A 23,730-nucleotide genomic window follows, 5' to 3' on the forward strand; every position below is an offset into this window, starting at 1 on the left:
CTCAGCGATAAACCGGAAAATCGGCGCACAGGGCGGCGACCTGGCTGGCAACGTCAGCCTCGACATCGGCATCACCGAGGTTGTCGAGGATGTCGCAGATCCAGCCTGCCAGCTCGATGCACTGGGTCACCTTGAAGCCGCGTGTGGTCACGGCCGGTGTACCGATGCGCAGGCCGGACGTCACGAATGGCGACTGCGGGTCGTTGGGCACCGAGTTTTTGTTGACGGTAATGTGCGCACGCCCCAGCGCCGCATCTGCGTCCTTGCCGGTCAGGCCCTGACGGATCAGGCTGACCAGAAACAGATGGTTGTCGGTGCCGCCGGAGACCACATCGAAGCCCCGATCGATGAACACCTGCGCCATCGCTTGTGCGTTGTCGATGACCTGCTGTTGATAGGCCTTGAAGGCGGGCTCCATGGCTTCCTTGAAACATACCGCCTTGGCGGCAATGACGTGCATCAGCGGGCCGCCCTGGCCACCGGGGAAGACGGCGGAATTGAATTTCTTTTCCAGCTCCTCGTTGGCCCTGGCCAGGATCAGGCCGCCGCGTGGGCCGCGCAGGGTCTTGTGGGTCGTGGTGGTGACCACGTCTGCGTAGGGCAACGGATTCGGATAAAGACCGGCGGCAACCAGACCGGCAACGTGCGCCATGTCGACGAACAGGTAGGCACCCACCTTGTCGGCGATTGCGCGGAAGCGCGGGAAGTCCAGGGTCTTGGAGTAGGCCGAAAAGCCGGCAATGATCATTTTCGGCTGGCATTCGACGGCAATGCGCTCGACTTCGTCGTAATCGATCAGCCCGGTCGCGGTGTCGATGCCGTACTGCACGGCGTTATAGAGTTTGCCCGAGAAGCTGACCTTGGCGCCGTGGGTCAGGTGACCGCCGTGCGCCAGGCTCATGCCCAACACGGTATCGCCGGCCTGGAGCAGCGCCAGATAGACCGCTGCGTTGGCCTGACTGCCGGAGTGCGGCTGAACGTTGGCGTAGTCGGCACCAAACAGTTGTTTGGCGCGTTCGATGGCCAGTTGCTCGACCTTGTCGACGTGCTCGCAACCGCCGTAGTAACGCTTGCCGGGATAGCCCTCTGCGTACTTGTTGGTCAGGCCGCTGCCCTGCGCCTGCATCACGCGTTTGCTGGTGTAGTTCTCCGAGGCGATCAGCTCGATATGGTCTTCCTGACGCTGCTCCTCGGCGTTCATCGCCGACAGCAGTGCATCGTCATAACCCTGAATCTGGTCTTGCTTGCTGAACATCGCGGATCTCCCAGCGGCGGCGCGGCGCCTGACTTGTCGTTCGGGCTGACAGAGCCCTCTGAGAGCGATGGTAGGGCCGGACCGAAGACGCCAAATGCCTATGGACGCCACACAAAGGTGCGTTTACGACATGGCGGCGGAGGGAGCAGAAATAGCGGAAGGGAGTTACCCGTGACAACGCTGCAGACGAAAAAAGCCCGCTCCCGGCTGGATGAGTCCAGCGCGGTTGAGCGGGCTTGTCGGTTTCAGGCCTTGTCAGCCGTGGTTTTTGCCCAGCAATGCGTGATACAGCTCGGTATCACCCAGAATGCCGACCACTTTATTGCCGTCCTGCAGGACCAGCTTGTTGCCGGTCTGGTAGCGGATCTGCAGCGCGTCGCGCATGCCAATGTTGGAATGCACAAGCGTAGGGCGTCGATCCAGGGTGGCGACGTCCTGACCGGGGGCCCAGTTCTGCAGATCGAGGGCCGTGGCACCTTGCCGCGCGCCTTTGATCACGTTGCCTTCGGCCAGATCGAGCCATGAGTCGCCGCTCGGGTCCAGGCACACCGAACCGTTGACGTGGGTGCACTCGTCGACGGTGCGCATCAGACTGCGACCGCACAGCACGTTCAATGGGTTGGTATGTGCAACGAAGGTGCGCACGTATTCGTCTGCCGGATTGAGCACGATCTGCTCTGGCACGCTGTATTGCACGATGCGGCCGTCTTTCATGATGGCGATCCGGCTGCCGAGCTTCAGTGCTTCATCCAGATCGTGGCTGACGAACACAATGGTTTTGCTCAGCTTGGTTTGCAGGGCGAGCAGTTCGTCCTGCAACCCCTGGCGGATCAGCGGGTCGAGCGCCGAGAACGGCTCGTCCATCAGCAGGATGTCGGCATCCATCGCCAAGGCCCGCGCCAGGCCCACTCGCTGCTGCATGCCGCCAGACAGCTCGTCGGGCTTCTTGTTGCGCCACTGGGTCAGGCCCACCAGCTCGAGTTTTTCATCCACCAGCTTGCGCCGTTCCTTTTCGGGGCGACCCTGCATTTCGAGGCCAAAGCTGATGTTTTCGCGCACCGTGAGCCAGGGCATCAGGGCGAATTTCTGGAAGACCATGGCAATGCGCTTGGTGCGCATCATTTTCAGTTCGGCCGCGCTGCAGTTGGCGATGTTGATCTGTGAGCCTTCATGCTCGACGAACAGCGAGCCACGGCTGACGGTATTGAGACCGTTGATACAGCGCAACAGGCTGGATTTGCCGGAGCCCGACAGGCCCATCAGCACGCAGATTTCGCCCTTCTCGATATCCAGGCTGGCGTTCTCGACGCCGACGATCTGTCCGGTTTTCTTGAGGATCTGGTCACGCGTGAGGCCTTCGTCGAGCAGCTTGAGGGCTTCACGCGGGTCCTTGGAGAAGATGACGTCTACCTTGTCGAATTTGATGATACTCATGCGTCGGACCCTACCTTGGCTTCGGGTTGTTTGCAGATGCGGTCGAGCATGATGGCCAGCAATACGATTGCCAGACCGGCTTCGAAACCGAGCGCGATGTCGGCTGTGTTCAGCGCGTTGACCACTGGCTTGCCCAGGCCGTCGGCGCCGACCAGGGCCGCGATGACCACCATCGACAATGACAGCATGATGCATTGGGTAATCCCGGCTGCAATGCTGGGCATCGCGTAGGGCAGTTCAATGCGTGTCAGCAACTGGCGGCGTGACGAGCCGAAGGCCTTGCCGGCATCCAGCAACTCCTGAGGCACATCACGGATACCCAGGTAAGTCAGGCGAATCGGCGCGGCAATGGCGAAAACCACTGTCGAGATCAGACCGGGTACCACGCCCAGACCGAACAGCGTGAGTGTCGGAATCAGATAGACGAAGGTGGGCACGGTCTGCATCAGGTCGAGCAACGGCCGGATGATGGTGTAGAACAGCGGCTTGTGCGCGGCAATGATGCCCAGCGGCACGCCGATGACGACACACACCAGTGTGGCGAAGAGCACCTGTGCCAGGGTTTCCATGGTCTCCTGCCAGTAATGCAGGTTGAGGATCAGCAGAAACGAAAGGATGACGAAAACCGTCAGGCCCCACTTGCGCTGGATGAAGTGCGCGAGGGCGGCGATAAGGCCGATCAGTACGAATGGATTGAACCAGGTCAGCGCGAAAGTGAACCCGTGGATCATCATTTCCAGTGTCGAGGCTATCGCGTCGAAGTAATCGGCGCCGTTGGCCGTCAACCAATCGACAAATGCGGCGATGTACTCGCCCAGAGGGATTTTATGGTCAGTCAGCATGATTTCGGGTGTCCGCTTGCGGAAGGTGAAGAGGGCAGCAGGCGGGTCAGCCCCGCCTGCTGTCGGCTTACTGGGTCAACTTGGCTTTGGCTGCCTCCAGGCCTGGCTTGCCATCGACGGTGGTCACGCCTGCGAGCCAGGTGTCGAGTACTTGCGGGTTTTTCTTGATCCACGCCTTGGCGGCGGCATCAGGCTTCATTTTGTCGTCCAGCACATTGCCCATCAGGCTGCTTTCCATGTCCAGCGTGAAGGACAGATTCTTGAGCAGCTGACCTACGTTGCTGCACTCCTGACTGTAGCCTTTGCGGGTGTTGGTGTAGATGGTCGCCTGGCCACAGTTGGGGCCGAAGAAGTCATCGCCGCCAGTCAGATATTTCATCTTGAAGCGAGTGTTCATCGGATGCGGTTCCCAGCCGAGGAACACCACATCGTTCTTGCGTTTCACGGCGCGGTCGACCTGCGAAAGCATTGCGGCTTCGCTGGATTCAACAACCTTGAAGCCTGCATCTTTCAGGCCGAAGGCGTTCTTGTCGATCATGCTCTGGATCAGGCGATTGCCGTCGTTGCCAGGCTCGATCCCGTAGATCTTGCCACCCAGTTCCTTCTTGAATTTGGCGATGTCGGCGAAGTCATGCAGGCCTTTGTTATAGAGCGCTTCCGGGACAGCCAGGGTGTACTTGGCGTTCTCCAGATTGGCACGCACGGTTTCGACGGTCCCTGCTTCGCGATAGGGCTTGATGTCGTTTTCCATGGTCGGCATCCAGTTGCCGAGGAACACGTCCATGTTCTTCCCGTCAGCCAGCGACTTGTAGGTCACCGGTACGGAAATCATGGTGGTCTTGGTCTTGTAACCCAGTGACTCGAGTACGGCGCTGGTTACCGCAGTAGTGACGGTAATGTCAGTCCAGCCTACGTCGGAGAAGTTGACCGTATGACAGGCCTCTGGCTCGGCTGCCTGAGCGAGCACCGGCATACAGAGCGTGGCGGCCAACAGCAACGATTTGGAACCTTTCATGGGTGGACTCCTGTGAGTTTCTTCTGGTCATCAGCAGGTGAACGCTGACGCGGCTTATGGGTTGGCGAGGCTTTTCGCGAAGCTCCATCACTGCGCCGGGCGATCGAGTCGGAACCGATCATGTAACAGGGAAAATCAAACGCCTACAGGGGGCGTCGTATCCAGTGCAGGAGGCGTCGTATCCAGTGCGCGCAAGGTCGCTTACAGATTCGTTGCATCGTACGCACGCCCGGTTGCAGTGTCGGAACTGCGAAAAAACGGCCAGTACGTTACACAGTCGCTGCGCAGTTCGGCAGCGGTCGGTTGGCAGGTCGGTGCCTGCGCGAACGCGGTCTTTTGGAGGGGGGTAACGCCGACAAGTTCATTATCGGGTCAGATCCGGCAGTGGTCATGCCCGGTCGCATGCCATTTTGGGCGGCTGCGCGCTTTTCGATCACGCGCCCTGCAGGCCGCCACTTTTTAGCGCGAACGCCTGCCCTCGGCAGGGTTTTATCGGGATGTGCCTTGAGTAGCACTTGGCGTGCGAAGGCCCCTTGGTCGTTTCCGCCAAGTGCTACCGAACTGCTCATCGAACTGCGCCTGCGGCGGCCTTGGCGTCGCTGACAGGTACGAGGGTCGCAGCCGGTTAGACGCTTCGCGACGTCGTTTTCAGGTGTTCTTGAATGAGCGATCAATTTCCGGCATGGGATTTGCGATGTCATCACCAGGCCCTGCAATGACGAGGGCTACAAGAAGAGCCTGTTCTGGGGCCAACCATTGCCATATGAGAGGAGATAGTGTGATGACATCGTTCAATCAAGGGACTCAACCCCAGAACCGCGCGCCACAGTCCATCGGCTTTCTGCTGCTGGATAACTTCACCCTGATCTCCCTCGCATCGGCGGTAGAACCCCTTCGCATGGCCAATCAGTTGTCGGGCCGCGAGCTGTATCGCTGGACCACGCTGAGTGTCGACGGCGGACAGGTCTGGGCCAGCGATGGTCTGCAGATCACGCCGGATGCGGCAATGCACAAGGCTCCTTTGCTCGACACGGTTATCGTCTGCGGCGGTGTCGGTATTCAACGCTCCGTCACGCGTGAACACGTCAGTTGGCTACAGAGCCAGGCACGTCAGTCGCGTCGTCTGGGCGCGGTGTGCACCGGCAGTTGGGCGCTGGCGTGCGCGGGCCTGCTGGATGGTTTCGAGTGCAGCGTGCATTGGGAATGTCTGGCTTCGATGCAGGAAGCCTTTCCACGGGTGTCGATGAGCACCCGGCTGTTCACGCTGGACCGCAACCGTTTCACCAGCTCGGGCGGCACCGCACCACTGGACATGATGCTGCACCTGATCAGTCGTGATCATGGGCGCGAGTTGTCGGCAGCCATTTCCGAGATGTTCGTCTACGAGCGCATTCGCAACGAACAGGACCATCAGCGCGTGCCGCTCAAGCACATGCTCGGTACCAATCAGCCGAAGCTGCAGGAAATCGTGGCGCTGATGGAAGCCAATCTCGAGGAGCCGATCGATCTTGACGAACTGGCTGTGTATGTCGCCGTTTCACGCAGGCAGCTGGAGCGGTTGTTCCAGAAATACCTGCATTGTTCGCCTTCGCGCTACTATCTGAAACTGCGCCTGATTCGCGCCCGACAACTGCTCAAGCAGACCCCGATGTCGATCATCGAAGTGGCGTCGGTGTGCGGCTTCGTGTCGACGCCGCACTTCTCCAAATGCTACCGCGAATACTTCGGCATCCCGCCGCGTGACGAGCGCGTAGGGTCCAACACCGCACAGCAGGTTGCCATGATGCCAATCCCGCAGGCCTTGGTGCTCGCCCCGTTGTCCGGGCCGATGTCGGCCTTGAGTCAGGCGCGTAATGAGTCGACGTTTGCGAGTGTGAGGCTTTAACCGCCCTGCTTCGCAAGAGGACGCAGAGCGTCCAGAAAGGCATGCGACGCAGAGCGCCGCACGATAGTCGAGAGCATCGTTCCGCACGCTCCAGCATGGGAATGCGGTTCCCGACGCTCTGCGCCGCACGATAGTCGAGAGCATCGTTCCTCACGCTCCAGCGTGGGAATGCGGTTCCCGACGCTCTGCGTCGCAAGAGGACGCGAGCGTCCAGAAAGGCGTGCCAACACGGAGCATTGGCACGAGAGTCAGGTACCTGCCTGCAATCAAAGCGCGAAGCGCGCCACCATGCCGTTGAGGTCGATTGCCAGTCGTGACAGCTCGGTGCTGGCTGCGCTGGTCTGGTTGGCGCCGTTGGTGGATTGTGCCGAGAGGTCGCGGATGTTGACCAGGTTGCGGTCCACTTCGCGGGCGACCTGTGCCTGTTCTTCGGCGGCGCTGGCGATGACCATGTTGCGTTCGTTGATTTCCTCCACGGCGCTGTTGATGGTGTTCAATGCCTGGCCCGCGCCCTTGGCGATGTTCAGGGTCGATTCGGCGCGTTCGGTGCTGTTGCGCATCGAGCTGACGGCCTGTTCCGTGCCGGTCTGAATACTGCTGATCATGCGTTCGATTTCGCTGGTCGATTGCTGGGTGCGATGGGCCAGGGCACGGACTTCGTCGGCGACGACGGCAAAGCCACGTCCTGCTTCACCGGCGCGCGCGGCTTCGATGGCGGCGTTCAATGCCAGCAGGTTGGTCTGGTCGGCCAGGCCGCGAATCACGTCGAGCACCTTGCCGATATCGCGCGATTCATTGGCTAGGCTGATGATCAGCTCGGCAGTGCCTTGCACGTCGCCACTCATGCGTTCGATGGCGCTGACGGTTTCCTGAACCAGGTCGCGGCCATCGCCCGCAGAGGTGGCCGCGCTGCGCGAGGCCTGCGAGGTGCTGGTGGCGTTGCGCGCAACTTCTTCCACGGCACTGGTCATCTGGTTGACCGCAGTGGCTGCCTGTTCTATTTCATCATTTTGCTGCACCAGCCCGCGTGCGCTTTCGTCAGTGACAGCATTCAGCTCTTCGGCTGCCGAGGCCAGTTGCGTGGCCGAGCCGGAAATACCCTGCAAGGTATCGCGCAGCTTGTCCTGCATGGTTTTCATGGCCAGCAGCAGACGACCGGCTTCATCGGTGCCATCGATACTGATCGGCCGGGTCAGATTGCCTTGCGCGATGGTCTCTGCTGCAAGCAGTGCGGTGGCAATCGGTGTGGTAATGCTCTTGATCAGCATCCAGGCAAACACTAGGGTCAGCAGGGTTGCGGCGATCAGCAGTCCGATCACCATATTGAATGCCGAGTCGTACTCGCTGGAGGCCTGTTCCTTGACCTCATTCAACTGTGCCGTATTGATCTCCACCAGTTTGCGCAGCACAACGTTCATCTGGTCGGAGTTGCTGACCATTTCGTTGTTGAGCAACTCCTGCAATTGGTCGATGTTGTTCGCACGGCTCAGCGTCTTCAGACGATCCTCAAGCTGGCGATACTGCCCCAGCAACTGCACGTACTGGCTATAGAGGTTGCGCTCTTCGGGCGCGCTGATCAGCTTTTCGTAAACGGTCTGAGCGTCAGTGATCTGCTTGTTGCGCATCGCCATCAGTTCGATGGTTTTCTGCTGGGTTTCCGGATCGCGATTGACCAGCAATCGGTAGGACAATACCCGCAGACGAATACTGACTTCAGCGAAGCGATCGAGGCTCTTGATGCTGGGCACGTTGCTGTCGGCCAGCACCTCGGTGGCGCCGCGGATCTTGCTCATCTGTGACAGTGCAAAGACGCCCAGAATCAGCATGAGGGTGCCGATCATGGCAAATCCAAGAAACGCTCGGGGCGCGATGTTCATATTTCGCAGGGACATAGAAAGCTTCCAGGGTCATTTACGCGTTCCATGCGATTTAGAGACGGGGATAAAGCCGTGAGTGGGGTGCCTATCGGACGTGCGACTGAAGTCTTGAGTTAATAGGCACGTATCGCCTGTGACTTAATCGTGACGAATTCTTCATTTCTCTCGCGGATCGGGCGCAACCCCTTGAAAAGACGGGGCGGGGGCTTTTTCTGCGATGGCAGTCTGCCCATTGGCTGCGCGCATTTGTCGCAGTTTCAGGCAGTCTGACGAACAGCAGGAACCGGATACCGAATACGCAGTCACAAGCCCCCTACGCGTCTACGTTATCGACATGTCGATGTCATGACAGAGCGGTATCGAAGCCTGAGCGCTGGTATGCGCAGCGACTTTTCTTTATCGTACGCGCCCGTTGAAATTTGCTCGAGAAATCAAAATGTTGGAAGCCTCCCTTAGCCAATTGGAACAACTTGTCGGCGATCTGGTGCAGCAGAACCAGGCCCTTCAGGAAACAAATGCACAGCTCGGTGCCGAGCTGGCAAAAGCCAAGGACGAGAACGAGAACTTGCAACTGAGTCTGATGGAGCAGGAAGAGAAGCATGGCAGCACTGCCGCGCGCATCCAGGCACTGGTTGATCGCGCGACCAGCGCAAGTGCTGTCGGCGCATGAACGTCGATGGCAGCGGTGTAACCGTCCTCACTATTCTGGGCAATGAGTACTCGGTCAAGGCGCCGGCTGGCGAAGACCTGACCCTCATGAAGGCCGCCGCGATGCTTAATGCGTCGCTGGCCGACACCAAGCGCAAATACCCGACGTTGATCGGTGACCGTCTGCTGGTCCTTGCTGCGCTGAACCTTTGTTCGCAGCAGATCGAGCTTGAGCAATTGCACAAGGTCGAGCTCAAGCGCTACCGGGAGCAGGTCGAAGCGACGGTGGATGTGATCGCCAAGACCATCGCCCCGAACTGAATGTGAGGCGCTGACGCAGTCGCAGTCAGAAAGAATGCGACTGTCTGCGTCTGCGCCATTGCCCGAGTGCTTCCTCCAGCCGCAAGGGGCTGTCGATCTGCTGGCGACGTGCATGGCTGAACAGGATCAGCGCCAGTTCTGCGGTGACCAGCGCATCAGCGCTGGCGTGGTGACGCTCTTCGGCGTGCAGACCAAAGAAACGGGTCCAGTCATCCAGCCCGGCATGACGCAGGTTGGCGTGCTCGCAGAGCATCGGAGCTATTTCGGCAGCGTCGAAAAACGGATGCTGCAAGCGATAGCCCAGGCTTTCCTTCAAGGCACGCGACAGCATGTGCTGATCGAATGGCGCGTGAAAGCCGAGGATCGGGCTGTCACCGACGAACTCCATGAAGTCCAGCAAAGCCTCGACCGGCTCACTGCCTGCGGCAATCGCACTGGGCGCCAGCCCATGAATCAGAACGGCGGGGCTGATCTTGTGGTCGACGCGCAACAGCGTGCGCTCGAACTGCTGGCCCAGATCGATGGCGCCGTCTTCAATCACCACCGCACCCATGGACAGCACCTGATCACGGTTCATGTTCAGGCCGCTGGTTTCCAGATCCAGCACGACCCAGCGCTGTTCATGCAGCGGTGTGCCGCTGAGGTTCGCGCACACCGGCAGTCGTTCGAGGCGCTCCAGTTGATGTGCATGCAAAGGCGTCTTTTTCGGCCGTGGCTTGAGCCATTCGAACAGATTCATAGTTGATAACGCAGGGTCAGGCTGGTTTGCAATCGCTGCGCCTGGCGAAACGATTCGCGCAGAATGCGCCGGTCCAGATGGTTGAGTGTGTCGGGGTCGATGCGGTTGGAATAAGCCAGATTCTGGCGACTCTGCAGCTGATGTTGCTGCATGCGGGTCTGCTGAATGAAGTGATAGGCCTCCTCATACGCAGCACCGTCGAGCGGGTCGATGACTTCGCGCTCGACCAGTTGGCGCAGGCGTTCCAGCGTGTTGCTCACGCCGATACCGTTGGCCAGTGCCAGCAGGCGCGCCCCGTCGACGAAGGGCGTCAGGCCTTCGACCTTGAGGTCCAGGGTGTCCTTTTCACTGCCTTTGCGGGCCAGCACGAAATCCTTGAAACGACCCACCGGCGGACGCTGGCGCAGCGCATTCTCGGCCATCATGCGCTGGAACAGCCGGTTGTCTGCGACCTGATCAAGAATGCCGCGGCGCAGTTGCTCGCCGCCGCTTTCATCACCCCAGACCACGCGCAGATCGAAATAGATACTCGAGGCCAGCAGGTTCTCCGGCGTCGCCTCGCGAATAAATGTCGAGAAACGCTGTGACCATTCAAGTTGCGACAGACACAGGTCGGGATTGCCGGCCATGATGTTGCCCTTGCACAGGGTAAATCCACATTGCGCCAGGCTCTGGTTGATGCGTTCGGCAATTGGCAGCAGTACTTTGCGAATCTGCTCTGCCTCTGCGGCATCGCGCGCTTCGAACAAAATGGCGTTGTCCTGATCGGTATGCAGCGTCTGCTCGCGACGGCCTTCGCTGCCAAAACACAGCCAGCTGAACGCAATGCCAGGGTCGCCTCTCTCTGCAAGTGTCAGCTCGATCACCCGGCATACGGTGTGATCGTTTAGCAGGGTGATGATCTGGGTTATCTGCGTCGAAGACGCGCCGTGGGCAAGCATGCGATCGACCAGCCGGACGATATCGCCGCGCAAGCCGGTGAGCGCTTCGATGCGTGGCGCGTTGCGAATGGTCCGCGCCAGGTGCACCAGGTCGACCCGTTGCAGGGAAAACAGATCCCGCTCCGACACCACGCCGCACAACCGCCCGTCCCGGACCAGGCACACGTGGGCGATATGGCGTCCGGTCATGGCGATGGCGGCGTCGAACGCACTGGCGTCCGGGCTAAGGTGGAACGGTGACAGACTCATGGTGTGCCTGACCGGCGCGCTGAAGTCGGCATTCACATCGGCAACCGCCTCACGCAGGTCGCGCAGGGTAAAGATACCCAGCGGCGCCTGCCGCTCGTCGACAATCACGATGCTGCCTACCTGCTGCTCATGCATCAGCTTCACGGCGTCGCGCATGGGCGTTTCCGGGCTGCACATCACCGGATGGCGCATGGCAAGTTCACCCAGCCGGGTGTTCAGAGAGTATTGCGTGCCGAGGGTTTCGACGGCGCGCTGCTGGACCTGCTGATTGACTTGATCCAGCAGGCTGCTGACGCCGCGCAGGGCAAAGTCGCGAAAGGTTGTGGAGAGCGCGAACAGCTTGATGAACGCTTGCTTGTTCAATTGCAGGCAGAAGGTGTCCTCGGCAGCCAGATGCTCGGTGCGGGTAGCACGCTCGCCGAGCAGGGCGGCGAGCGGAAAACACTCACCCGTGGTTATTTCAAATGTCGTTTCCGTACCGCCTTTGGCAGAATGCGGACGCTCGCCGACGATCCGACCCTGTTTGACGATGTAAAAGTGCTCCACCGGTCCGTCGCCAGGCTTGATGATGCTTTCACCGGCAGCGTAGAAGCGCAGCTGGCACTGCTCGACCAGATAGGCCAGGTGAGCGTTTTCCATCTGATTGAACGGCGGGAATTTTTGCAGAAACTGCATGGTGCCGTGTATGTTCTGCAGCACGGCTGTCTTGCCTGCCTGGGTGAAAGCATCTGCCTTGCTCATGGCCTGTTCCGCGTTCTTGTTATTGGTGCTCATGGTCGGCCGCTTGCAGCCAGGTGCCCATTGGACGTAAGTCTTACCTTGAACCCAGTGACACAGGTCGTGCTGGTTGCGACATAACTGATTTGACGAGCGCAATGGATTGCGAGCGGAGACTGGCCGGGATGCCGACGAAATGCATCGCAGATTGACCCGTATCTGCTGTCGGATTAGTTCAGGGAATGATGAGACTGCAATGATTGACCACGATATTCTGAGCGACGATGAGCGCGATGCCCTCCATGAGGTCATGCTCACGCCCGCCCGCGACGCCCCGCAACGGGTCCTGATCGTCGATGACGACAGCGACGCGCGAGAGCTGCTGGCCGAAATTCTAAGCCTCAATGACATCAGTTGCATGACTGCGCCCGGTGGCGATACTGCGCTGCAGATGATCCACACGCGTCAGTCCATCGGACTGCTGATCACCGACTTGCGGATGGCTCCTTTTGACGGGCTGGATCTGATTCGCAAGGTTCGTGAGTCGGATCGGGCCGAGCTGCCGATCATCATCGTGTCCGGCGACGCCAACGTGCGCGATGCCATCGATGCCATGCACCTGAACGTGGTGGACTTCCTTCTCAAACCGCTCAATACCAAGCAGTTGGTGAAGCTGGTCAAGCGGGAATTGGGGATAAGTTGAGGCAGTGAGCCCTTGCAGGTTCTGGCCCGGCAAGGACCAGAACCTGCAATTGCCCGGGCGGCGAGTTACAGGCCGTTGATGGCCTTGAACTCCCTGCGGCGACGGTGCAATACCGGCTCGGTGTAGCCGTTGGGCTGCCGGGTGCCTTCGATGACCAGCTCGACCGCCGCCTGGAAGGCGATGTTACTGTCGAAGTCGGGTGCCAGAGGGCGATACAGCGGGTCGTTGGCGTTCTGGCGATCCACCACCGGTGCCATGCGCTTGAGGCTTTCCAGGACCTGAGCTTCGCTGACAACGCCGTGACGCAGCCAGTTGGCCATGTGCTGGCTGGAGATGCGCAGCGTGGCGCGGTCTTCCATCAGGCCGATGTCATTGATGTCCGGCACTTTCGAACACCCCACTCCCTGATCGATCCAGCGCACGACATAGCCAAGAATGCCCTGCGCATTGTTGTCCAGTTCGTTCTGGATTTCTTCCGGCGTCCAGTCAGTATTCGGTGCCAGCGGAATGGTCAGAATGTCATCCACCGAGGCTTGCTCGCGCTGCGCCAGTTCGGCCTGACGGGCGAACACGTCGACCTTGTGATAGTGCAGGGCGTGCAGCGCGGCTGCCGTAGGTGAGGGAACCCAGGCGGTGTTCGCACCCGCCAGTGGATGAGCGATTTTCTGCTCCAGCATGGCGGCCATCAGGTCCGGCATGGCCCACATGCCTTTGCCGATCTGTGCGCGACCTTGCAGGCCGCATTTCAGGCCGATGTCGACGTTGGAGTTCTCGTAGGCAGCGATCCACTTCTCGGCTTTCATCTGCGCCTTGCGCACCACCGGGCCTGCTTCCATGGAGGTATGGATTTCGTCACCGGTGCGGTCGAGGAAGCCGGTATTGATGAACACCACGCGCTCGCTGGCGGCCTCAATGCAGGCCTTGAGGTTGACCGTGGTACGGCGCTCCTCGTCCATGATCCCGACCTTCAAGGTGTTACGCGGCAAACCCAGTACCTGCTCGATGCGCCCGAACAGTTCGTTGGTGAATGCAGCTTCCTCCGGGCCGTGCATCTTCGGTTTGACGATGTACATCGAGCCGCTGCGGCTGTTGCTGCGCGAGGTGCTGCCGTTGAGGTTATGGATGGCTGCAAGGCTGGTCAGCAGGCCATCGAGAATGCCTTCCGGCACTTCGTTGCCATGCTTGTCGAGTATCGCATCGATGGTCATCAGGTGACCCACGTTGCGAATGAATAACAGCGAGCGACCATGCAGCGTGACTTCGCCGCCCTCTGGCGTGGTGTAGACGCGGTCCGGGTTCATGGTGCGGGTAAAGGTTTCACCGCCCTTGGACACCGATTCGGCCAGATCACCCTTCATCAGGCCCAGCCAGTTGCGGTAGACAACCACTTTGTCGTCGGCATCGACGGCGGCGATGGAGTCTTCGCAGTCCATGATGGTGGTCAGCGCCGCTTCCATGAGAATGTCTTTCACGCCTGCCGGATCGGTCTGCCCGACCGGGCTGGCGGCGTCGATCTGCAGTTCGAAGTGCAGGCCGTTGTGCTTGAGCAGCAAGGCAAACGGTGCCAGGGCATCGCCTTGAAAACCGACCAGTTGGGCGTCATCGTGCAGGCCGGTATTGCTGCCACCCTTGAGACTGACGACCAGCTTGCCGTCGATCAGTTTGTAAGCCGTCGAGTCTGCATGTGAACCAGCTGCCAGAGGCGCAGCCTGATCAAGAAAGGCACGAGCGAACGCGATCACCTTGTCGCCACGCACCTTGTTGTAGCCTTTACCCTTTTCCGCGCCGCCTTCTTCGCTGATGGCGTCGGTGCCATAGAGCGCGTCATACAGCGAACCCCAGCGGGCGTTCGACGCATTCAGCGCAAACCGGGCGTTCATCACCGGCACGACCAGCTGCGGGCCGGCCATGGTGGCGATTTCTTCATCGACGTTTTGCGTGGTGATCTGGAAGTCCGCTGCTTCTGGCAGCAGGTAACCGATCTCCTGAAGGAAGGCTTTGTAGGCCGAGGCGTCGTGAGCCTGCCCGGCATGCGACTGGTGCCAGGCGTCGATTTTCGCCTGTAACTCATCACGTTTGGCGAGCAGTGCCTTGTTCTTTGGCGCAAGGTCGTGGATCAGTTGGTCCGCACCGGCCCAGAACGCAGTGGCGTCGACGCCGGTTCCGGGGGTGGCTTCGTTCTGCACGAAGTCGAACAGGACTCTGGCGACTTGCAGGTCACCGACTTGAACGTACTCAGTCATTGCACTTGCCTCACTCTGCTCAGCAGGGTCGAGCACACTCGGGGAGCGCTCTGTTATTGATTTTGGTGTCATGTAGTGCGCAATTCGGGATACTACATGAGCCGTCATCGCGTGAAAACGTCGCTGAATATGTCACTAAACGACTGGATATTCATATTGGGTCACGGTGATATTCATCGTGTTCCCAGAAACGCTCAGGATTGTTCCATAAAGCGTGGCAAACGGTACACGATTTACCGCGAGCGAGCTGCCCTTCGGGCATGCCTATACTCGTAAGACCGACGCTGTCTCCAAATCATCTGTGCAGAAAGAGGAATTGACCGTGGATCATCTCGTCGTAACGCTGGTTGCTCCCGACAAACCGGGTCAGGTCGAACGCATCGCACGCTGCATCGCCGAGCATGGCGACAACTGGCTGGAAAGTCGCATGTCGCGCATGGCCGGACAATTTGCCGGGATCCTCAAGGTAGGCGTCGAGGCAGAAAACTATGATGACCTGATCAAGGCCCTGAATGGTTTGTCAGCCCATGGCATCCGCATGTTGCTGGCCGAGAGCGTGGTCGAGACCACCGATACGACTCGAATGATCAGCATGGAACTGGTCGGCAACGACCGCCCCGGCATCGTACGCGACATCACCCGTTTGCTGGCCGGGCGGGGCGTCAATGTCGAACACCTGATTACCAACGTGTCCCCCGCGCCCATGAGCAGCGAACTGCTGTTCCACGCCGACGCGGTGTTGGGCGTCCCTCAGGACCTTTCACTGGATGACCTGCAGACGGCGCTCGAGACTCTGGCGGATGATTTGATGGTGGAGTTGGTGCTGGGGGCCAAGGAGTAAGTCCGATCACTGTTTTTATTCAGCTGCGGACTGCTTCTCGCTCCGGTACCAGTCTGACTTCTACACGTTGCCCCAGCGCTCTTGCTGCGCTGGCCAGCGTCGCAAGAGTCATTCCCGGATCGTTTTGATCCAGGGCCCTGTCCACTGCCGTCCGGCTTGTGTGCATGCGCTCGGCAAGGGCCTTCTTGGTCACCTTTTGCTGTTTCATGACTTCGGCGATCTGCCAAGAGATGACTCGCTTCAGAGCTGCGGCAGAAACCTCCTCGGCAAAACCTTGCTCGGCAAGGAAATCATCGAAGTCGGAGCCAATGTGCTCGTTCATTACCTTTTCCTCTTCAGTGCTGCCTTGCGCTGTCTGGCAGTTTCCAGATCGGCCGCGGGAGTTTTTTCGCTTTTTTTGATGAAGCCATGAAGCAAAACCATTGTGTGGGCTTCGATGGTAAACAGTACTGGTGCGATCTTTTCCTTCAAATCAATTCTGACTTCCCAAAGGTCTGGCTCCATTTTACGGACCACAGGCATACCTATTGGCCATCCGAACTGAACGGTCCTGATATCAGTGCCGACGGCCTTACGATCATCACGTGGCAGATCAATCAACCATTCACGTACAGGCTCAATGCCTGTTTCGGTTCGGAAAAACTTAACGATCAAAATAGGGGGAGGATTACTCATAGTTGGAGTGTGCCAAAAAATGTGCACAATTCAATGTTCGGAAAGCTGTCTCGGTTATCCAAGTTAACCGTGCACCTGCCTGTGGATAACCTGGGGGAATCGCGTTGCGCGTCACGTCGGCCGTGGCTTGGCGGCGATTGATCAAAAATCCAACAGTTTCAGGGGCTTGTGCACAGATAAGGTGAGTCTGCCTGTGGATAACCCTTGGAGAACCCTTTGCAGGCCACGGTTTGCGTGGCCTGCAAGATGTTGTCTGTTTTTTGATCAGTGACGGCCGCGGGATTTCAGCCAGATATCCACACTGTAGATCGCCAGCCCCGTCCAGATGAAAGCGAAGGTGATGATGGTGCTGGTGGTCAGGTGTTCGCCATACAGCAGCACAGCCAGCAGCAGGACGAGTGTGGGCGCGATGTCTTGCAGGAAGCCCAGGGTGGTGAACGGCAAATGGCGGGCGGCGGCGTTGAAGCACACCAGCGGTACCAGCGTCACCGGGCCTGCGGCGGCGAGCCAGATGGCTTGCGTGGTGGTCCAGAATTCCGGCTGGGCGCTCACGGCCGTCGGGTTGAGCGTCAGCCAGATCAGTGCCAGCGGCACAAGCATCCAGGTTTCGACCACCAGGCCGGGCAGGGCAGCGACCGGGGCTTGTTTACGGATCAGCCCATAGAACGCGAAGGTCAATGGCAGCGCCAGCGACACCCACGGCAGGCTGCCGACGTGCCAGACCTGCTGTGCGACACCCATCGCGGCGAAAGCGACCGCCAGCATTTGCAGGCGTCTGAGGCGCTCGCCCAGCAGCAACATGCCGAGCAGCACGTTGACCAGCGGGTTGATGTAATACCCGAGGCTGGCCTCCAGCATGCGCCCGTTGTTCACTGCCCAGACGTAGATGATCCAGTTGCTGGCGATCAGCGTGCCGCTCAGCGCCAGCACGGCCAGCCGTTGCGGATTGTCGCGCAGGTCGCGCCACCAGCCGGGATGCTTCCAGAACATCAGCACAATCGAGCCGAAGAGCGCCGACCAGAGCGCGCGATGGATGATGATCTCGATGGCCGGAACCGCGGCAATGGCTTTGAAGTAGATGGGGAACAGGCCCCAGATGATGTAAGCACTCAGGCCCAGAATGTATCCACGGCGTGGATTGGCAGCTTGCATGGAGCGTCCCTTAAATGCAGAAAATTCCGGTTTTATTGTGGAGTGATGCGGTTGATGGTTTTGATTGTACTGACGCTGTAGCGCTCGATGTTATACACAGGTTCGACCGATTCACGACATCTGTGCCGCGCCGCTTGCTCAGGATCGGACGCAGAGCGCCGCACGATAGTTGAGATTATCGTTCCTCACGCTCCAGCGTGGGAATGCCTTGGGTGACGCTCCGCGTCACAGATTTGCGCCGCACCGGACATTCAGGATCGGACGCAGAGCGTCCAGAACTGCATGCGACGCGGAGCGCCGCACGATAACCTGGGGCTCATCAGGTCAAAACAGTTTCAACGGCTCTTCATTCAGTGCTGCCATCTGCTCGCGCAGGGCCAGGATATGGTCGCCCCAGTAGAGCTCCGTGCCGAACCACGGAAAGCTGTGCGGAAACGCCGGGTCATCCCAGCGCCGGGCCAGCCAGGCGCTGTAGTGCATCAGGCGCAAGGCACGCAGCGGTTCAATCAGGGCCAGCTCGCGTGGATCAAAATCATGAAATTCGTTGTAGCCGTCCATCAGCTCCGACAGCTGACCCAGACGTTCCTGGCGGTCGCCGGCCAGCATCATCCAGATATCCTGGACGGCAGGGCCGAGGCGGCAATCGTCCAGATCGACGATGTGGAACATCTCGTCACGGCACATCATGTTGCCGGGGTGGCAGTCGCCATGCATGCGGATGTTGGTGTGCGGTGTGGCCGCGTAAACGTCTTCGACACGCTTGAGCAGGTCACGAGCCACTGACTCGTAAGCCGGCAGCAGGCTGCGCGGGATGCAGTCGTTTTGCAGCAGATAGTTGACCGAATCATGGCCGAAGTTCTTCACGCCCAGGGCTTCACGGTGCGCGAACGGTTTGGTCGAGCCGACGGCATGCAGACGCCCCAGTAACTGGCCCAGGCGATACAACTGATCGAGATTGCCTGGCTCCGGTGCTCGTCCACCGCGACGCGGGAACAGCGTGAAACGGAAACCGGCGTGCTCGAACAGGGTTGCGCCGTTGTGCACCATGGGCGCGACCACGGGCACTTCGACCTCGACCAGTTCAGCGGTGAAGCTGTGCTCTTCAAGGATGGCTTCGGTAGTCCAGCGCTGTGGGCGATAGAACTTGGCGATCAGCGGTTGGCCGTCTTCGATACCGACCTGATAGACGCGGTTTTCGTAACTGTTGAGCGCCAGGATACGGGCATCGCTGAGAAAACCGATGCTTTCGACAGCATCCAGGACCAGATCGGGAGTAAGTGTTGCAAACGGGTGAGCCATGACTACTCCTGCGCGCAGCAGGTTGCCGCGTCGGACCGCTGATGGTAACGCAGACCGGTCCCGCTTCGCCAAACCCCATCCGTTTAATCTGCCTTCGGGCTCTTTTGTCATCAAAAAGTCATGAGTCGTTAGCGAGATAGCCATGTTCGACGCCTAGAGTCGCCGTCAATGAGATCGATCTCAAGTGAGCGACAATGACTGATCTGAAAGAGGTAGCGCATCTGGCCGGGGTTTCCCGGGCTACTGCGGCACGTGCCTTCGCAAGCCCCGACGTCGTGCGCTCGGAAACCCGTGAGCGGGTATTCGCTGCGGCCCGCGCCTTGGGTTTTCGCCCCAATCGGCTGGGCCGCCAGTTGCGTCTGCAAACCACCAACCTGATTGGCGTGGTGGTGCCCAACCTGCTCAACCCGGTGTTTGCCGAACAGTTTCAGGCCATGGAGCGGGCGGCGCGGGCGCGGGGTTATAACCTGCTGCTGGCAACCACCGACTACACCGCAGAGCGTGAAAGCGCCGTAGTTGAGGAGTTGTTGCGTCAGCGGGTCGACGGGCTGGTGCTGACGGTGACCGACGCCGAGCACAACCGGGTACTGCAAAGCCTGATCAATGAAGACACTCCGTTCGTGCTGGCCTATCACCAGACCGGTAACCCGGATTACAGCGCGGTGTCTGTGGATAACCGGGCGGGCATGGTGCTGGCCACTCGTTACCTGATCGATGCAGGCCATCAGCGAGTCGCCATGGTCGCAGGCCCGGCCATGCAGTCCGACCGCGCCCGACTGCGTTATGAAGGCTATCGCGACGCCATGGCCGAGTGTGGGCTTGAAGCGCGACCAGTGATTGAAATGCCTGCTCATACAAGCGCCGATTTCGCTGCACTGGAACCCCCGTTACGTGGCCCGGACGCGCCCAGCGCGCTGGTCTGTTCCAACGATTTGCTGGCCATCAGCCTGATTGCCGAATTACGCCGCAACGGCTGGGGCGTTCCCGAGCGCCTGTCGGTGATCGGCTTCGACGGCATCGCCCTCGGCACGCAGATGCACCCGACCTTGTGCAGCGTGGTTCAGCCCATCGCCGAGCTGGCGCACATTGTCATCGACCAATTACTGGCACGGATTGCTGGCGCAGTACCTGTTTCTCATTGTCTGCCGTGCCACATCCGGCCCGGCGAAAGCACCCAGCCCTACCAGGAGATGCTTCATGCTCAGCCTCAGTAAAACCCTCGCGGCACTGCTGTTATGTGGTGCGGCCAGCCTCGCCCAGGCCGCCGAAACCGCCATCTGCTACAACTGCCCGCCCGAATGGGCTGACTGGGGAACGCAGCTCAAGGCGATTGCCGACAGTACCGGTGTCCAGGTGCCGCTGGACAACAAGAACTCCGGCCAGGCGCTGGCGCAGATCGTTGCCGAGCAGGCCGCACCGGTCGCTGACGTGGTCTATTACGGCGTGACCTTTGGCCTGCAGGCGCAGAAGGCCGGCGTGGTCGATACCTACAAACCCAAACACTGGGACGAGATTCCGGCAGGCTTGAAAGACCCTGAAGGGCACTGGTTCGCGATTCACTCCGGGACCCTCGGCATCATGGTCAACGTGGACGCACTGGGCGGTCTGCCGGTGCCGCAAAGCTGGGCGGATCTGCTCAAGCCCGAGTACAAGGGCATGGTCGGCTACCTCGACCCGTCCAGCGCGTTCGTCGGCTACGTGTCCGCCGTGGCGATCAACCAGGCCATGGGCGGCACGCTGGACAATTTCGGTCCGGCCATCGACTACTTCCAGAAACTGGCGAAAAACTCGCCCATCGTGCCCAAGCAAACCGCCTATGCACGCGTGCTGTCCGGCGAGCTGCCGATTCTGGTCGACTATGACTTCAACGCCTATCGCGCTCGCTACAAGGACAAGGCCAACGTTGCCTTCGTGATTCCCAAGGAAGGCACCATCGGCGTTCCCTATGTGATGAGCATGGTCGCCAAGGCGCCGCATCGTGCCAACGCCGAGAAGGTGCTGGATTTCGTGCTGTCCGATGAAGGTCAGGCGCTGTGGGCCAAGGCCTATCTGCGCCCGGTACGCTCGAAGATGCCTGCCGATGTTGCTGCGCAGTTCTTGCCGGACAGCGATTACGCCCGTGCCGGTGTGGTGGATTACCAGCACATGGCCGCCGTGCAGGAAGCCTTCGCCGCCCGTTATCTGCGTGAGGTGAAGTAATGTCGGCCTCGCCGGAACAAGCGCTGGCTCTGCGCAAGGGCGGATCTTTCAGGCTGCGGCTGCGCCCGACCGCTGCGGTGGCGCTGGCTCCGGCGATGGCCGTATTGCTGGCATTCTGGTTGCTGCCGCTGACCCACCTGATCATGCTCGGCACGCAAGGGTCCGATGGCAATGGCAGCGGTTACTGGCAGGTCCTGAGCAGTCCTCAGTACCTGGGCAGTCTGGCGCAAACCTGCCTGCTGGCGCTGGTGGTGACGCTCGCGGCGTTACTGGTCGGCGGCATCAGCGGTGTGTTTCTGGCCCGCAACCACTTCTTCGGACGCTCTGCGCTGGTGGCTTTGCTGACCTTCCCGCTGGCGTTTCCCGGTGTGGTGGTCGGCTTTCTGGTGATTCTGCTGGCCGGTCGCCAAGGTATCTTCGCCGCGCTCGGGTTGCACCTGGCGGGCGAGCGCTGGGTATTCGCCTATTCGCTGACCGGACTGTTCATCGGCTATCTGTATTTCTCGATTCCGCGAGTGATTCTGACGGTCATGGCGGCCTGCGAAAGTCTGGATCGCAGCCTTGAAGAAGCCGCGCATTCGCTGGGCGCGGGTCATTGGCGCGTGGTGTGCGATGTGATCGTTCCGGGGCTGGCACCCGCGCTGGTGTCCTGCGGCGCGATCTGCTTCGCCACGTCAATGGGCGCATTCGGCACGGCCTTTACCCTGGGCACGCGTCTGAACGTCACGCCGGTAGCGATCTACAACGTGTTCACCAATTACGCCAACTTCACGGTGGCCGCAGCGCTGTCGGTAATCCTCGGGCTGGTGACGTGGGCAGTGTTGTTGCTGGCCCGTCGCATGGTCGGTAAATCGGGAGTTCCCTTGTGAAACGTTCTCCGTTGTTTGCAGTACAACTGGCGTTCACGCTGTTGGTCTGCGCGTTCATGCTGGTCCCGGTGGTGCTGTCGTTACTGGCCGGCCTGACGCGCAACTATTTTCTGGGCCTGTCGAGCGGTCTGACCTTCGACTGGCTGGTGCAAGTCTGGCAGGCCTACTCACCGACCGTCTGGCTGTCGTTGCAACTGGCCGTGGCGTGCGCAATCTGCGTGTGTCTGGTGGGCGTCCCGGCAGCGTATGCGCTGGTGCGCATGAACAATCGCTTCAGCCGGGCCTTCGAGGAATTGATGGTCTTGCCCGTCGCCATGCCCGGTCTGGCCAGCGCCCTCGCGTTACTGCTGACCTACGGCCAGTTCGGCGGCTTTCGCAGCAGCTGGTTGTTCATTCTGGTCGGCCACGTGTTGTTCACCCTGCCGTTCCTGGTGCGCCCGGTCATGGCGGTGATGCAGCGTCAGCAACTGCCGGTGCTCGAAGAGGCGGCCGCCAGTCTGGGCGCCGGGCCGATCAAGCGTTTCTTCAGTGTGGTGGTGCCTAACTGCCGGGCCGGGATTCTTGCCGGTGTGCTGATGGTCGTGACCCTGTCGCTGGGCGAATTCAACCTGACCTGGATGCTGCACACGCCGATGACCAAAACCCTGCCGGTCGGTCTGGCCGACAGTTACGCCTCGGCCCGACTGGAAGTCGCCAGTGCCTACACCCTTCTTTTTCTGTTGCTGATTGTGCCGCTGCTGATTGCGTTGCAGGCCATCAGCGCGCGTCTTGCCCGTGGAGAGAGCCGATGAGCGGAACCACCATTCGCCTGAAAGGCTGCCGCAAGGCATTTGCCGACGGCACCGTTGCTGTAAAGGATCTGCACCTGACCATCGAGCCCGGCGAAACGCTGGCGATTCTCGGTCCGTCCGGTTGCGGCAAGACCACCACCTTGCGGCTGATTGCCGGGCTTGAACGTCCGGACGTCGGGCAGGTGTTGTTCGATGATCAGGACGTGACTCGTCTGCCCATCGAGCGGCGCGACGTGGGCATGGTGTTTCAGAACTACGCGTTGTTTCCCAACCTCGATGTGGCCGGCAATATCGTTTACGGCCTGAAGATTCGTGGTCTGTCGGCTGCCGAGCGCAACAAGCGTTGCGATGAGTTGCTGGAACTGGTCGGTTTGACCGGCCACGGCAAGCGCCGCGTCAACGAGCTGTCTGGCGGGCAGCGCCAACGGGTCGCGCTGGCCCGGGCGCTGGCGCCGCGCCCTCGGGTGCTGTTGCTGGACGAGCCGCTGGCGGCACTGGACGCGCAGTTGCGCGAGCGCTTGCGCAGTGAGCTGGACCAGTTGCTGCGTGGGCTGGGCATCACCTCAGTTTTCGTCACCCACGATCAGGGCGAGGCGATGGCCCTGGGCGACCGGATTCTGGTCATGGAAAAAGGCTGCGTCTCGCAATTGGCGACGCCGAGGGACATCTATCAACAACCTGCCAATGCGTTCGTCGCCGGGTTTGTCGGCAATCTGAATGCGTTCAGCGTGGTCGAGCGCACCCCGTCAGGCCTCAAGGTGAGCGGCGGCGAGCTGCCGTGGCACGGTGCTGACCTACCGGGCACGGTCTACTGCCGCCCCGAGCACCTGCGTTTGATGTCAGGAAACGGCCATATTCATGGGCGTCTGGTCGGGCAGTTTTTTCAGGGCGCGCAAAGTCGCTTGCTGGTCGATGTCGGTGGCCCGCAGCCGCTGCTGGTAGACAGCACCGACAACGTGATTTATGCCGCAAACGCAGTCATTGCCTTGAGCGTCGACCCGCAAGTGCTGTTTACCCTGCATTCGTGAACTCGTT

General features: G+C 60.1%; 22 protein-coding genes and 1 pseudogene. 10 read left to right on the forward strand and 13 right to left on the reverse strand.

Features of this window, described 5'->3' with window-relative positions:
* Position 1 precedes the first annotated feature (1 nt).
* From glyA to PCPL58_RS04680, 4 genes are all read right to left on the reverse strand, one after another.
* Positions 2-1,255 (reverse strand): serine hydroxymethyltransferase, encoded by a 1,254-nt coding sequence (gene glyA, locus PCPL58_RS04665; RefSeq protein ID WP_003432565.1) that lies wholly within the window; start codon positions 1,253-1,255, stop codon positions 2-4.
* A gap of 255 nt (positions 1,256-1,510) precedes the next feature.
* On the reverse strand, positions 1,511-2,689 hold the full coding sequence (choV, locus tag PCPL58_RS04670; protein ID WP_044309129.1) for a choline ABC transporter ATP-binding protein: 1,179 nt from the start codon (positions 2,687-2,689) through the stop codon (positions 1,511-1,513).
* Positions 2,686-3,534, reverse strand: coding sequence for a choline ABC transporter permease subunit (choW, locus tag PCPL58_RS04675; protein ID WP_170846044.1), 849 nt, complete (start codon positions 3,532-3,534; stop codon positions 2,686-2,688). Before choW ends, choV begins: the two co-directional genes overlap by 4 nt.
* Before the next feature lie 64 nt (positions 3,535-3,598).
* The gene (locus PCPL58_RS04680) at positions 3,599-4,546 is read right to left on the reverse strand and encodes a choline ABC transporter substrate-binding protein (protein ID WP_065348913.1); all 948 of its coding nucleotides are present in this window, start codon (positions 4,544-4,546) and stop codon (positions 3,599-3,601) included.
* Positions 4,547-5,327: 781 nt separating this feature from the next.
* On the opposite strand from PCPL58_RS04680, the gene gbdR reads away from it, so the two are divergent.
* Positions 5,328-6,431, forward strand: a complete 1,104-nt coding sequence (gene gbdR / locus PCPL58_RS04685; RefSeq protein WP_003432573.1) for a choline metabolism transcriptional regulator GbdR — start codon at positions 5,328-5,330, stop codon at positions 6,429-6,431.
* A 266-nt stretch (positions 6,432-6,697) separates the two neighbouring features.
* Here gbdR and PCPL58_RS32555 read toward each other — a convergent pair whose 3' ends face one another.
* Complete coding sequence (locus tag PCPL58_RS32555; RefSeq protein ID WP_404944133.1) at positions 6,698-7,570, reverse strand: methyl-accepting chemotaxis protein; 873 nt, start codon at positions 7,568-7,570, stop codon at positions 6,698-6,700.
* Positions 7,553-8,323 (reverse strand): annotated as a pseudogene (locus PCPL58_RS32560) (MCP four helix bundle domain-containing protein); the annotation flags it as partial. The gene PCPL58_RS32555 and the pseudogene PCPL58_RS32560, both read right to left, overlap by 18 nt.
* Before the next feature lie 421 nt (positions 8,324-8,744).
* Here PCPL58_RS32560 and PCPL58_RS04695 point away from each other — a divergent pair.
* The gene (locus tag PCPL58_RS04695) at positions 8,745-8,978 is read left to right on the forward strand and encodes a hypothetical protein (RefSeq protein WP_003316169.1); all 234 of its coding nucleotides are present in this window, start codon (positions 8,745-8,747) and stop codon (positions 8,976-8,978) included.
* Complete coding sequence (locus PCPL58_RS04700) at positions 8,975-9,277, forward strand: cell division protein ZapA (RefSeq protein ID WP_003316170.1); 303 nt, start codon at positions 8,975-8,977, stop codon at positions 9,275-9,277. The genes PCPL58_RS04695 and PCPL58_RS04700 overlap by 4 nt, the downstream gene beginning before the upstream one ends.
* A gap of 25 nt (positions 9,278-9,302) precedes the next feature.
* On the opposite strand, the gene PCPL58_RS04705 is transcribed toward PCPL58_RS04700, so the two are convergent.
* Positions 9,303-10,016, reverse strand: a complete 714-nt coding sequence (locus tag PCPL58_RS04705) for a 3'-5' exonuclease (RefSeq protein ID WP_065348914.1) — start codon at positions 10,014-10,016, stop codon at positions 9,303-9,305.
* Entirely contained in the window at positions 10,013-11,947 is a 1,935-nt protein-coding gene (locus tag PCPL58_RS04710; RefSeq protein ID WP_065350997.1) for a putative nucleotidyltransferase substrate binding domain-containing protein, read from the reverse strand. Before PCPL58_RS04710 ends, PCPL58_RS04705 begins: the two co-directional genes overlap by 4 nt.
* A 232-nt stretch (positions 11,948-12,179) precedes the next feature.
* Here PCPL58_RS04710 and PCPL58_RS04715 point away from each other — a divergent pair, with 232 nt between their 5' ends.
* Positions 12,180-12,626, forward strand: coding sequence for a response regulator (locus PCPL58_RS04715; RefSeq protein ID WP_003372457.1), 447 nt, complete (start codon positions 12,180-12,182; stop codon positions 12,624-12,626).
* 65 nt (positions 12,627-12,691) lie between these two features.
* Here the strand turns inward: PCPL58_RS04715 and PCPL58_RS04720 are convergent, their stop codons facing one another.
* Positions 12,692-14,869 carry a malate synthase G gene (locus PCPL58_RS04720; protein ID WP_065348915.1) on the reverse strand — a complete coding sequence of 726 codons (2,178 nt, stop codon included), beginning with the start codon at positions 14,867-14,869 and terminating at the stop codon, positions 12,692-12,694.
* 322 nt (positions 14,870-15,191) lie between these two features.
* On the opposite strand from PCPL58_RS04720, the gene PCPL58_RS04725 reads away from it, so the two are divergent.
* Entirely contained in the window at positions 15,192-15,710 is a 519-nt protein-coding gene (locus tag PCPL58_RS04725) for a glycine cleavage system transcriptional repressor (RefSeq protein ID WP_065350998.1), read from the forward strand.
* A 19-nt stretch (positions 15,711-15,729) separates the two neighbouring features.
* Here the strand turns inward: PCPL58_RS04725 and PCPL58_RS04730 are convergent, their stop codons facing one another.
* The 4 genes from PCPL58_RS04730 to PCPL58_RS04745 all read right to left on the reverse strand — a co-directional run bounded on the left by PCPL58_RS04730 (position 15,730) and on the right by PCPL58_RS04745 (position 18,836).
* The gene (locus PCPL58_RS04730; RefSeq protein WP_003372448.1) at positions 15,730-16,032 is read right to left on the reverse strand and encodes an XRE family transcriptional regulator; all 303 of its coding nucleotides are present in this window, start codon (positions 16,030-16,032) and stop codon (positions 15,730-15,732) included.
* Positions 16,032-16,385 (reverse strand): type II toxin-antitoxin system RelE/ParE family toxin, encoded by a 354-nt coding sequence (locus PCPL58_RS04735; RefSeq protein WP_065348916.1) that lies wholly within the window; start codon positions 16,383-16,385, stop codon positions 16,032-16,034. The genes PCPL58_RS04730 and PCPL58_RS04735 overlap by 1 nt, the downstream gene beginning before the upstream one ends.
* A gap of 264 nt (positions 16,386-16,649) precedes the next feature.
* Positions 16,650-17,537 carry an EamA family transporter RarD gene (gene rarD / locus PCPL58_RS04740; RefSeq protein WP_065348917.1) on the reverse strand — a complete coding sequence of 296 codons (888 nt, stop codon included), beginning with the start codon at positions 17,535-17,537 and terminating at the stop codon, positions 16,650-16,652.
* A 324-nt stretch (positions 17,538-17,861) separates the two neighbouring features.
* Positions 17,862-18,836 carry a serine/threonine protein kinase gene (locus PCPL58_RS04745; RefSeq protein WP_065348918.1) on the reverse strand — a complete coding sequence of 325 codons (975 nt, stop codon included), beginning with the start codon at positions 18,834-18,836 and terminating at the stop codon, positions 17,862-17,864.
* A gap of 194 nt (positions 18,837-19,030) precedes the next feature.
* On the opposite strand from PCPL58_RS04745, the gene PCPL58_RS04750 reads away from it, so the two are divergent.
* Genes PCPL58_RS04750 through PCPL58_RS04770 form a run of 5 tightly spaced genes read left to right on the forward strand, consistent with a single transcriptional unit; the run spans position 19,031 to position 23,723 of the window.
* The gene (locus PCPL58_RS04750) at positions 19,031-20,050 is read left to right on the forward strand and encodes a LacI family DNA-binding transcriptional regulator (RefSeq protein WP_065348919.1); all 1,020 of its coding nucleotides are present in this window, start codon (positions 19,031-19,033) and stop codon (positions 20,048-20,050) included.
* On the forward strand, positions 20,034-21,035 hold the full coding sequence (locus tag PCPL58_RS04755; protein WP_004654786.1) for an ABC transporter substrate-binding protein: 1,002 nt from the start codon (positions 20,034-20,036) through the stop codon (positions 21,033-21,035). The genes PCPL58_RS04750 and PCPL58_RS04755 overlap by 17 nt, the downstream gene beginning before the upstream one ends.
* Positions 21,035-21,904 (forward strand): ABC transporter permease, encoded by an 870-nt coding sequence (locus PCPL58_RS04760; protein WP_024661938.1) that lies wholly within the window; start codon positions 21,035-21,037, stop codon positions 21,902-21,904. The genes PCPL58_RS04755 and PCPL58_RS04760 overlap by 1 nt, the downstream gene beginning before the upstream one ends.
* A complete protein-coding gene (locus tag PCPL58_RS04765) occupies positions 21,901-22,695 on the forward strand; it encodes an ABC transporter permease (RefSeq protein ID WP_003432594.1) in 795 nt (264 codons plus the stop codon). Before PCPL58_RS04760 ends, PCPL58_RS04765 begins: the two co-directional genes overlap by 4 nt.
* Positions 22,692-23,723, forward strand: a complete 1,032-nt coding sequence (locus PCPL58_RS04770) for an ABC transporter ATP-binding protein (RefSeq protein WP_044309136.1) — start codon at positions 22,692-22,694, stop codon at positions 23,721-23,723. Before PCPL58_RS04765 ends, PCPL58_RS04770 begins: the two co-directional genes overlap by 4 nt.
* Positions 23,724-23,730 lie beyond the last annotated feature (7 nt).

Source organism: Pseudomonas cerasi, from assembly GCF_900074915.1.
Lineage (GTDB): Bacteria > Pseudomonadota > Gammaproteobacteria > Pseudomonadales > Pseudomonadaceae > Aquipseudomonas > Aquipseudomonas cerasi.

What these genes read in the sequence shown, in the direction of transcription:
- PCPL58_RS04735 (WP_065348916.1), bottom strand. Translation starts at nt 16,385, where the DNA reads ATGAGTAATCCTCCCCCTATTTTGATCGTTAAGTTTTTCCGAACCGAA.
- choV (WP_044309129.1), bottom strand. Translation starts at nt 2,689, where the DNA reads ATGAGTATCATCAAATTCGACAAGGTAGACGTCATCTTCTCCAAGGAC.
- PCPL58_RS04715 (WP_003372457.1), top strand. Translation starts at nt 12,180, where the DNA reads ATGATTGACCACGATATTCTGAGCGACGATGAGCGCGATGCCCTCCAT.
- PCPL58_RS04680 (WP_065348913.1), bottom strand. Translation starts at nt 4,546, where the DNA reads ATGAAAGGTTCCAAATCGTTGCTGTTGGCCGCCACGCTCTGTATGCCG.
- PCPL58_RS04770 (WP_044309136.1), top strand. Translation starts at nt 22,692, where the DNA reads ATGAGCGGAACCACCATTCGCCTGAAAGGCTGCCGCAAGGCATTTGCC.
- PCPL58_RS04760 (WP_024661938.1), top strand. Translation starts at nt 21,035, where the DNA reads ATGTCGGCCTCGCCGGAACAAGCGCTGGCTCTGCGCAAGGGCGGATCT.
- PCPL58_RS32555 (WP_404944133.1), bottom strand. Translation starts at nt 7,570, where the DNA reads ATGAAAACCATGCAGGACAAGCTGCGCGATACCTTGCAGGGTATTTCC.
- PCPL58_RS04705 (WP_065348914.1), bottom strand. Translation starts at nt 10,016, where the DNA reads ATGAATCTGTTCGAATGGCTCAAGCCACGGCCGAAAAAGACGCCTTTG.
- PCPL58_RS04750 (WP_065348919.1), top strand. Translation starts at nt 19,031, where the DNA reads ATGACTGATCTGAAAGAGGTAGCGCATCTGGCCGGGGTTTCCCGGGCT.
- PCPL58_RS04710 (WP_065350997.1), bottom strand. Translation starts at nt 11,947, where the DNA reads ATGAGCAAGGCAGATGCTTTCACCCAGGCAGGCAAGACAGCCGTGCTG.
- PCPL58_RS04755 (WP_004654786.1), top strand. Translation starts at nt 20,034, where the DNA reads ATGCTCAGCCTCAGTAAAACCCTCGCGGCACTGCTGTTATGTGGTGCG.
- PCPL58_RS04695 (WP_003316169.1), top strand. Translation starts at nt 8,745, where the DNA reads ATGTTGGAAGCCTCCCTTAGCCAATTGGAACAACTTGTCGGCGATCTG.
- rarD (WP_065348917.1), bottom strand. Translation starts at nt 17,537, where the DNA reads ATGCAAGCTGCCAATCCACGCCGTGGATACATTCTGGGCCTGAGTGCT.
- PCPL58_RS04745 (WP_065348918.1), bottom strand. Translation starts at nt 18,836, where the DNA reads ATGGCTCACCCGTTTGCAACACTTACTCCCGATCTGGTCCTGGATGCT.
- glyA (WP_003432565.1), bottom strand. Translation starts at nt 1,255, where the DNA reads ATGTTCAGCAAGCAAGACCAGATTCAGGGTTATGACGATGCACTGCTG.
- gbdR (WP_003432573.1), top strand. Translation starts at nt 5,328, where the DNA reads ATGACATCGTTCAATCAAGGGACTCAACCCCAGAACCGCGCGCCACAG.
- PCPL58_RS04720 (WP_065348915.1), bottom strand. Translation starts at nt 14,869, where the DNA reads ATGACTGAGTACGTTCAAGTCGGTGACCTGCAAGTCGCCAGAGTCCTG.
- PCPL58_RS04730 (WP_003372448.1), bottom strand. Translation starts at nt 16,032, where the DNA reads ATGAACGAGCACATTGGCTCCGACTTCGATGATTTCCTTGCCGAGCAA.
- PCPL58_RS04700 (WP_003316170.1), top strand. Translation starts at nt 8,975, where the DNA reads ATGAACGTCGATGGCAGCGGTGTAACCGTCCTCACTATTCTGGGCAAT.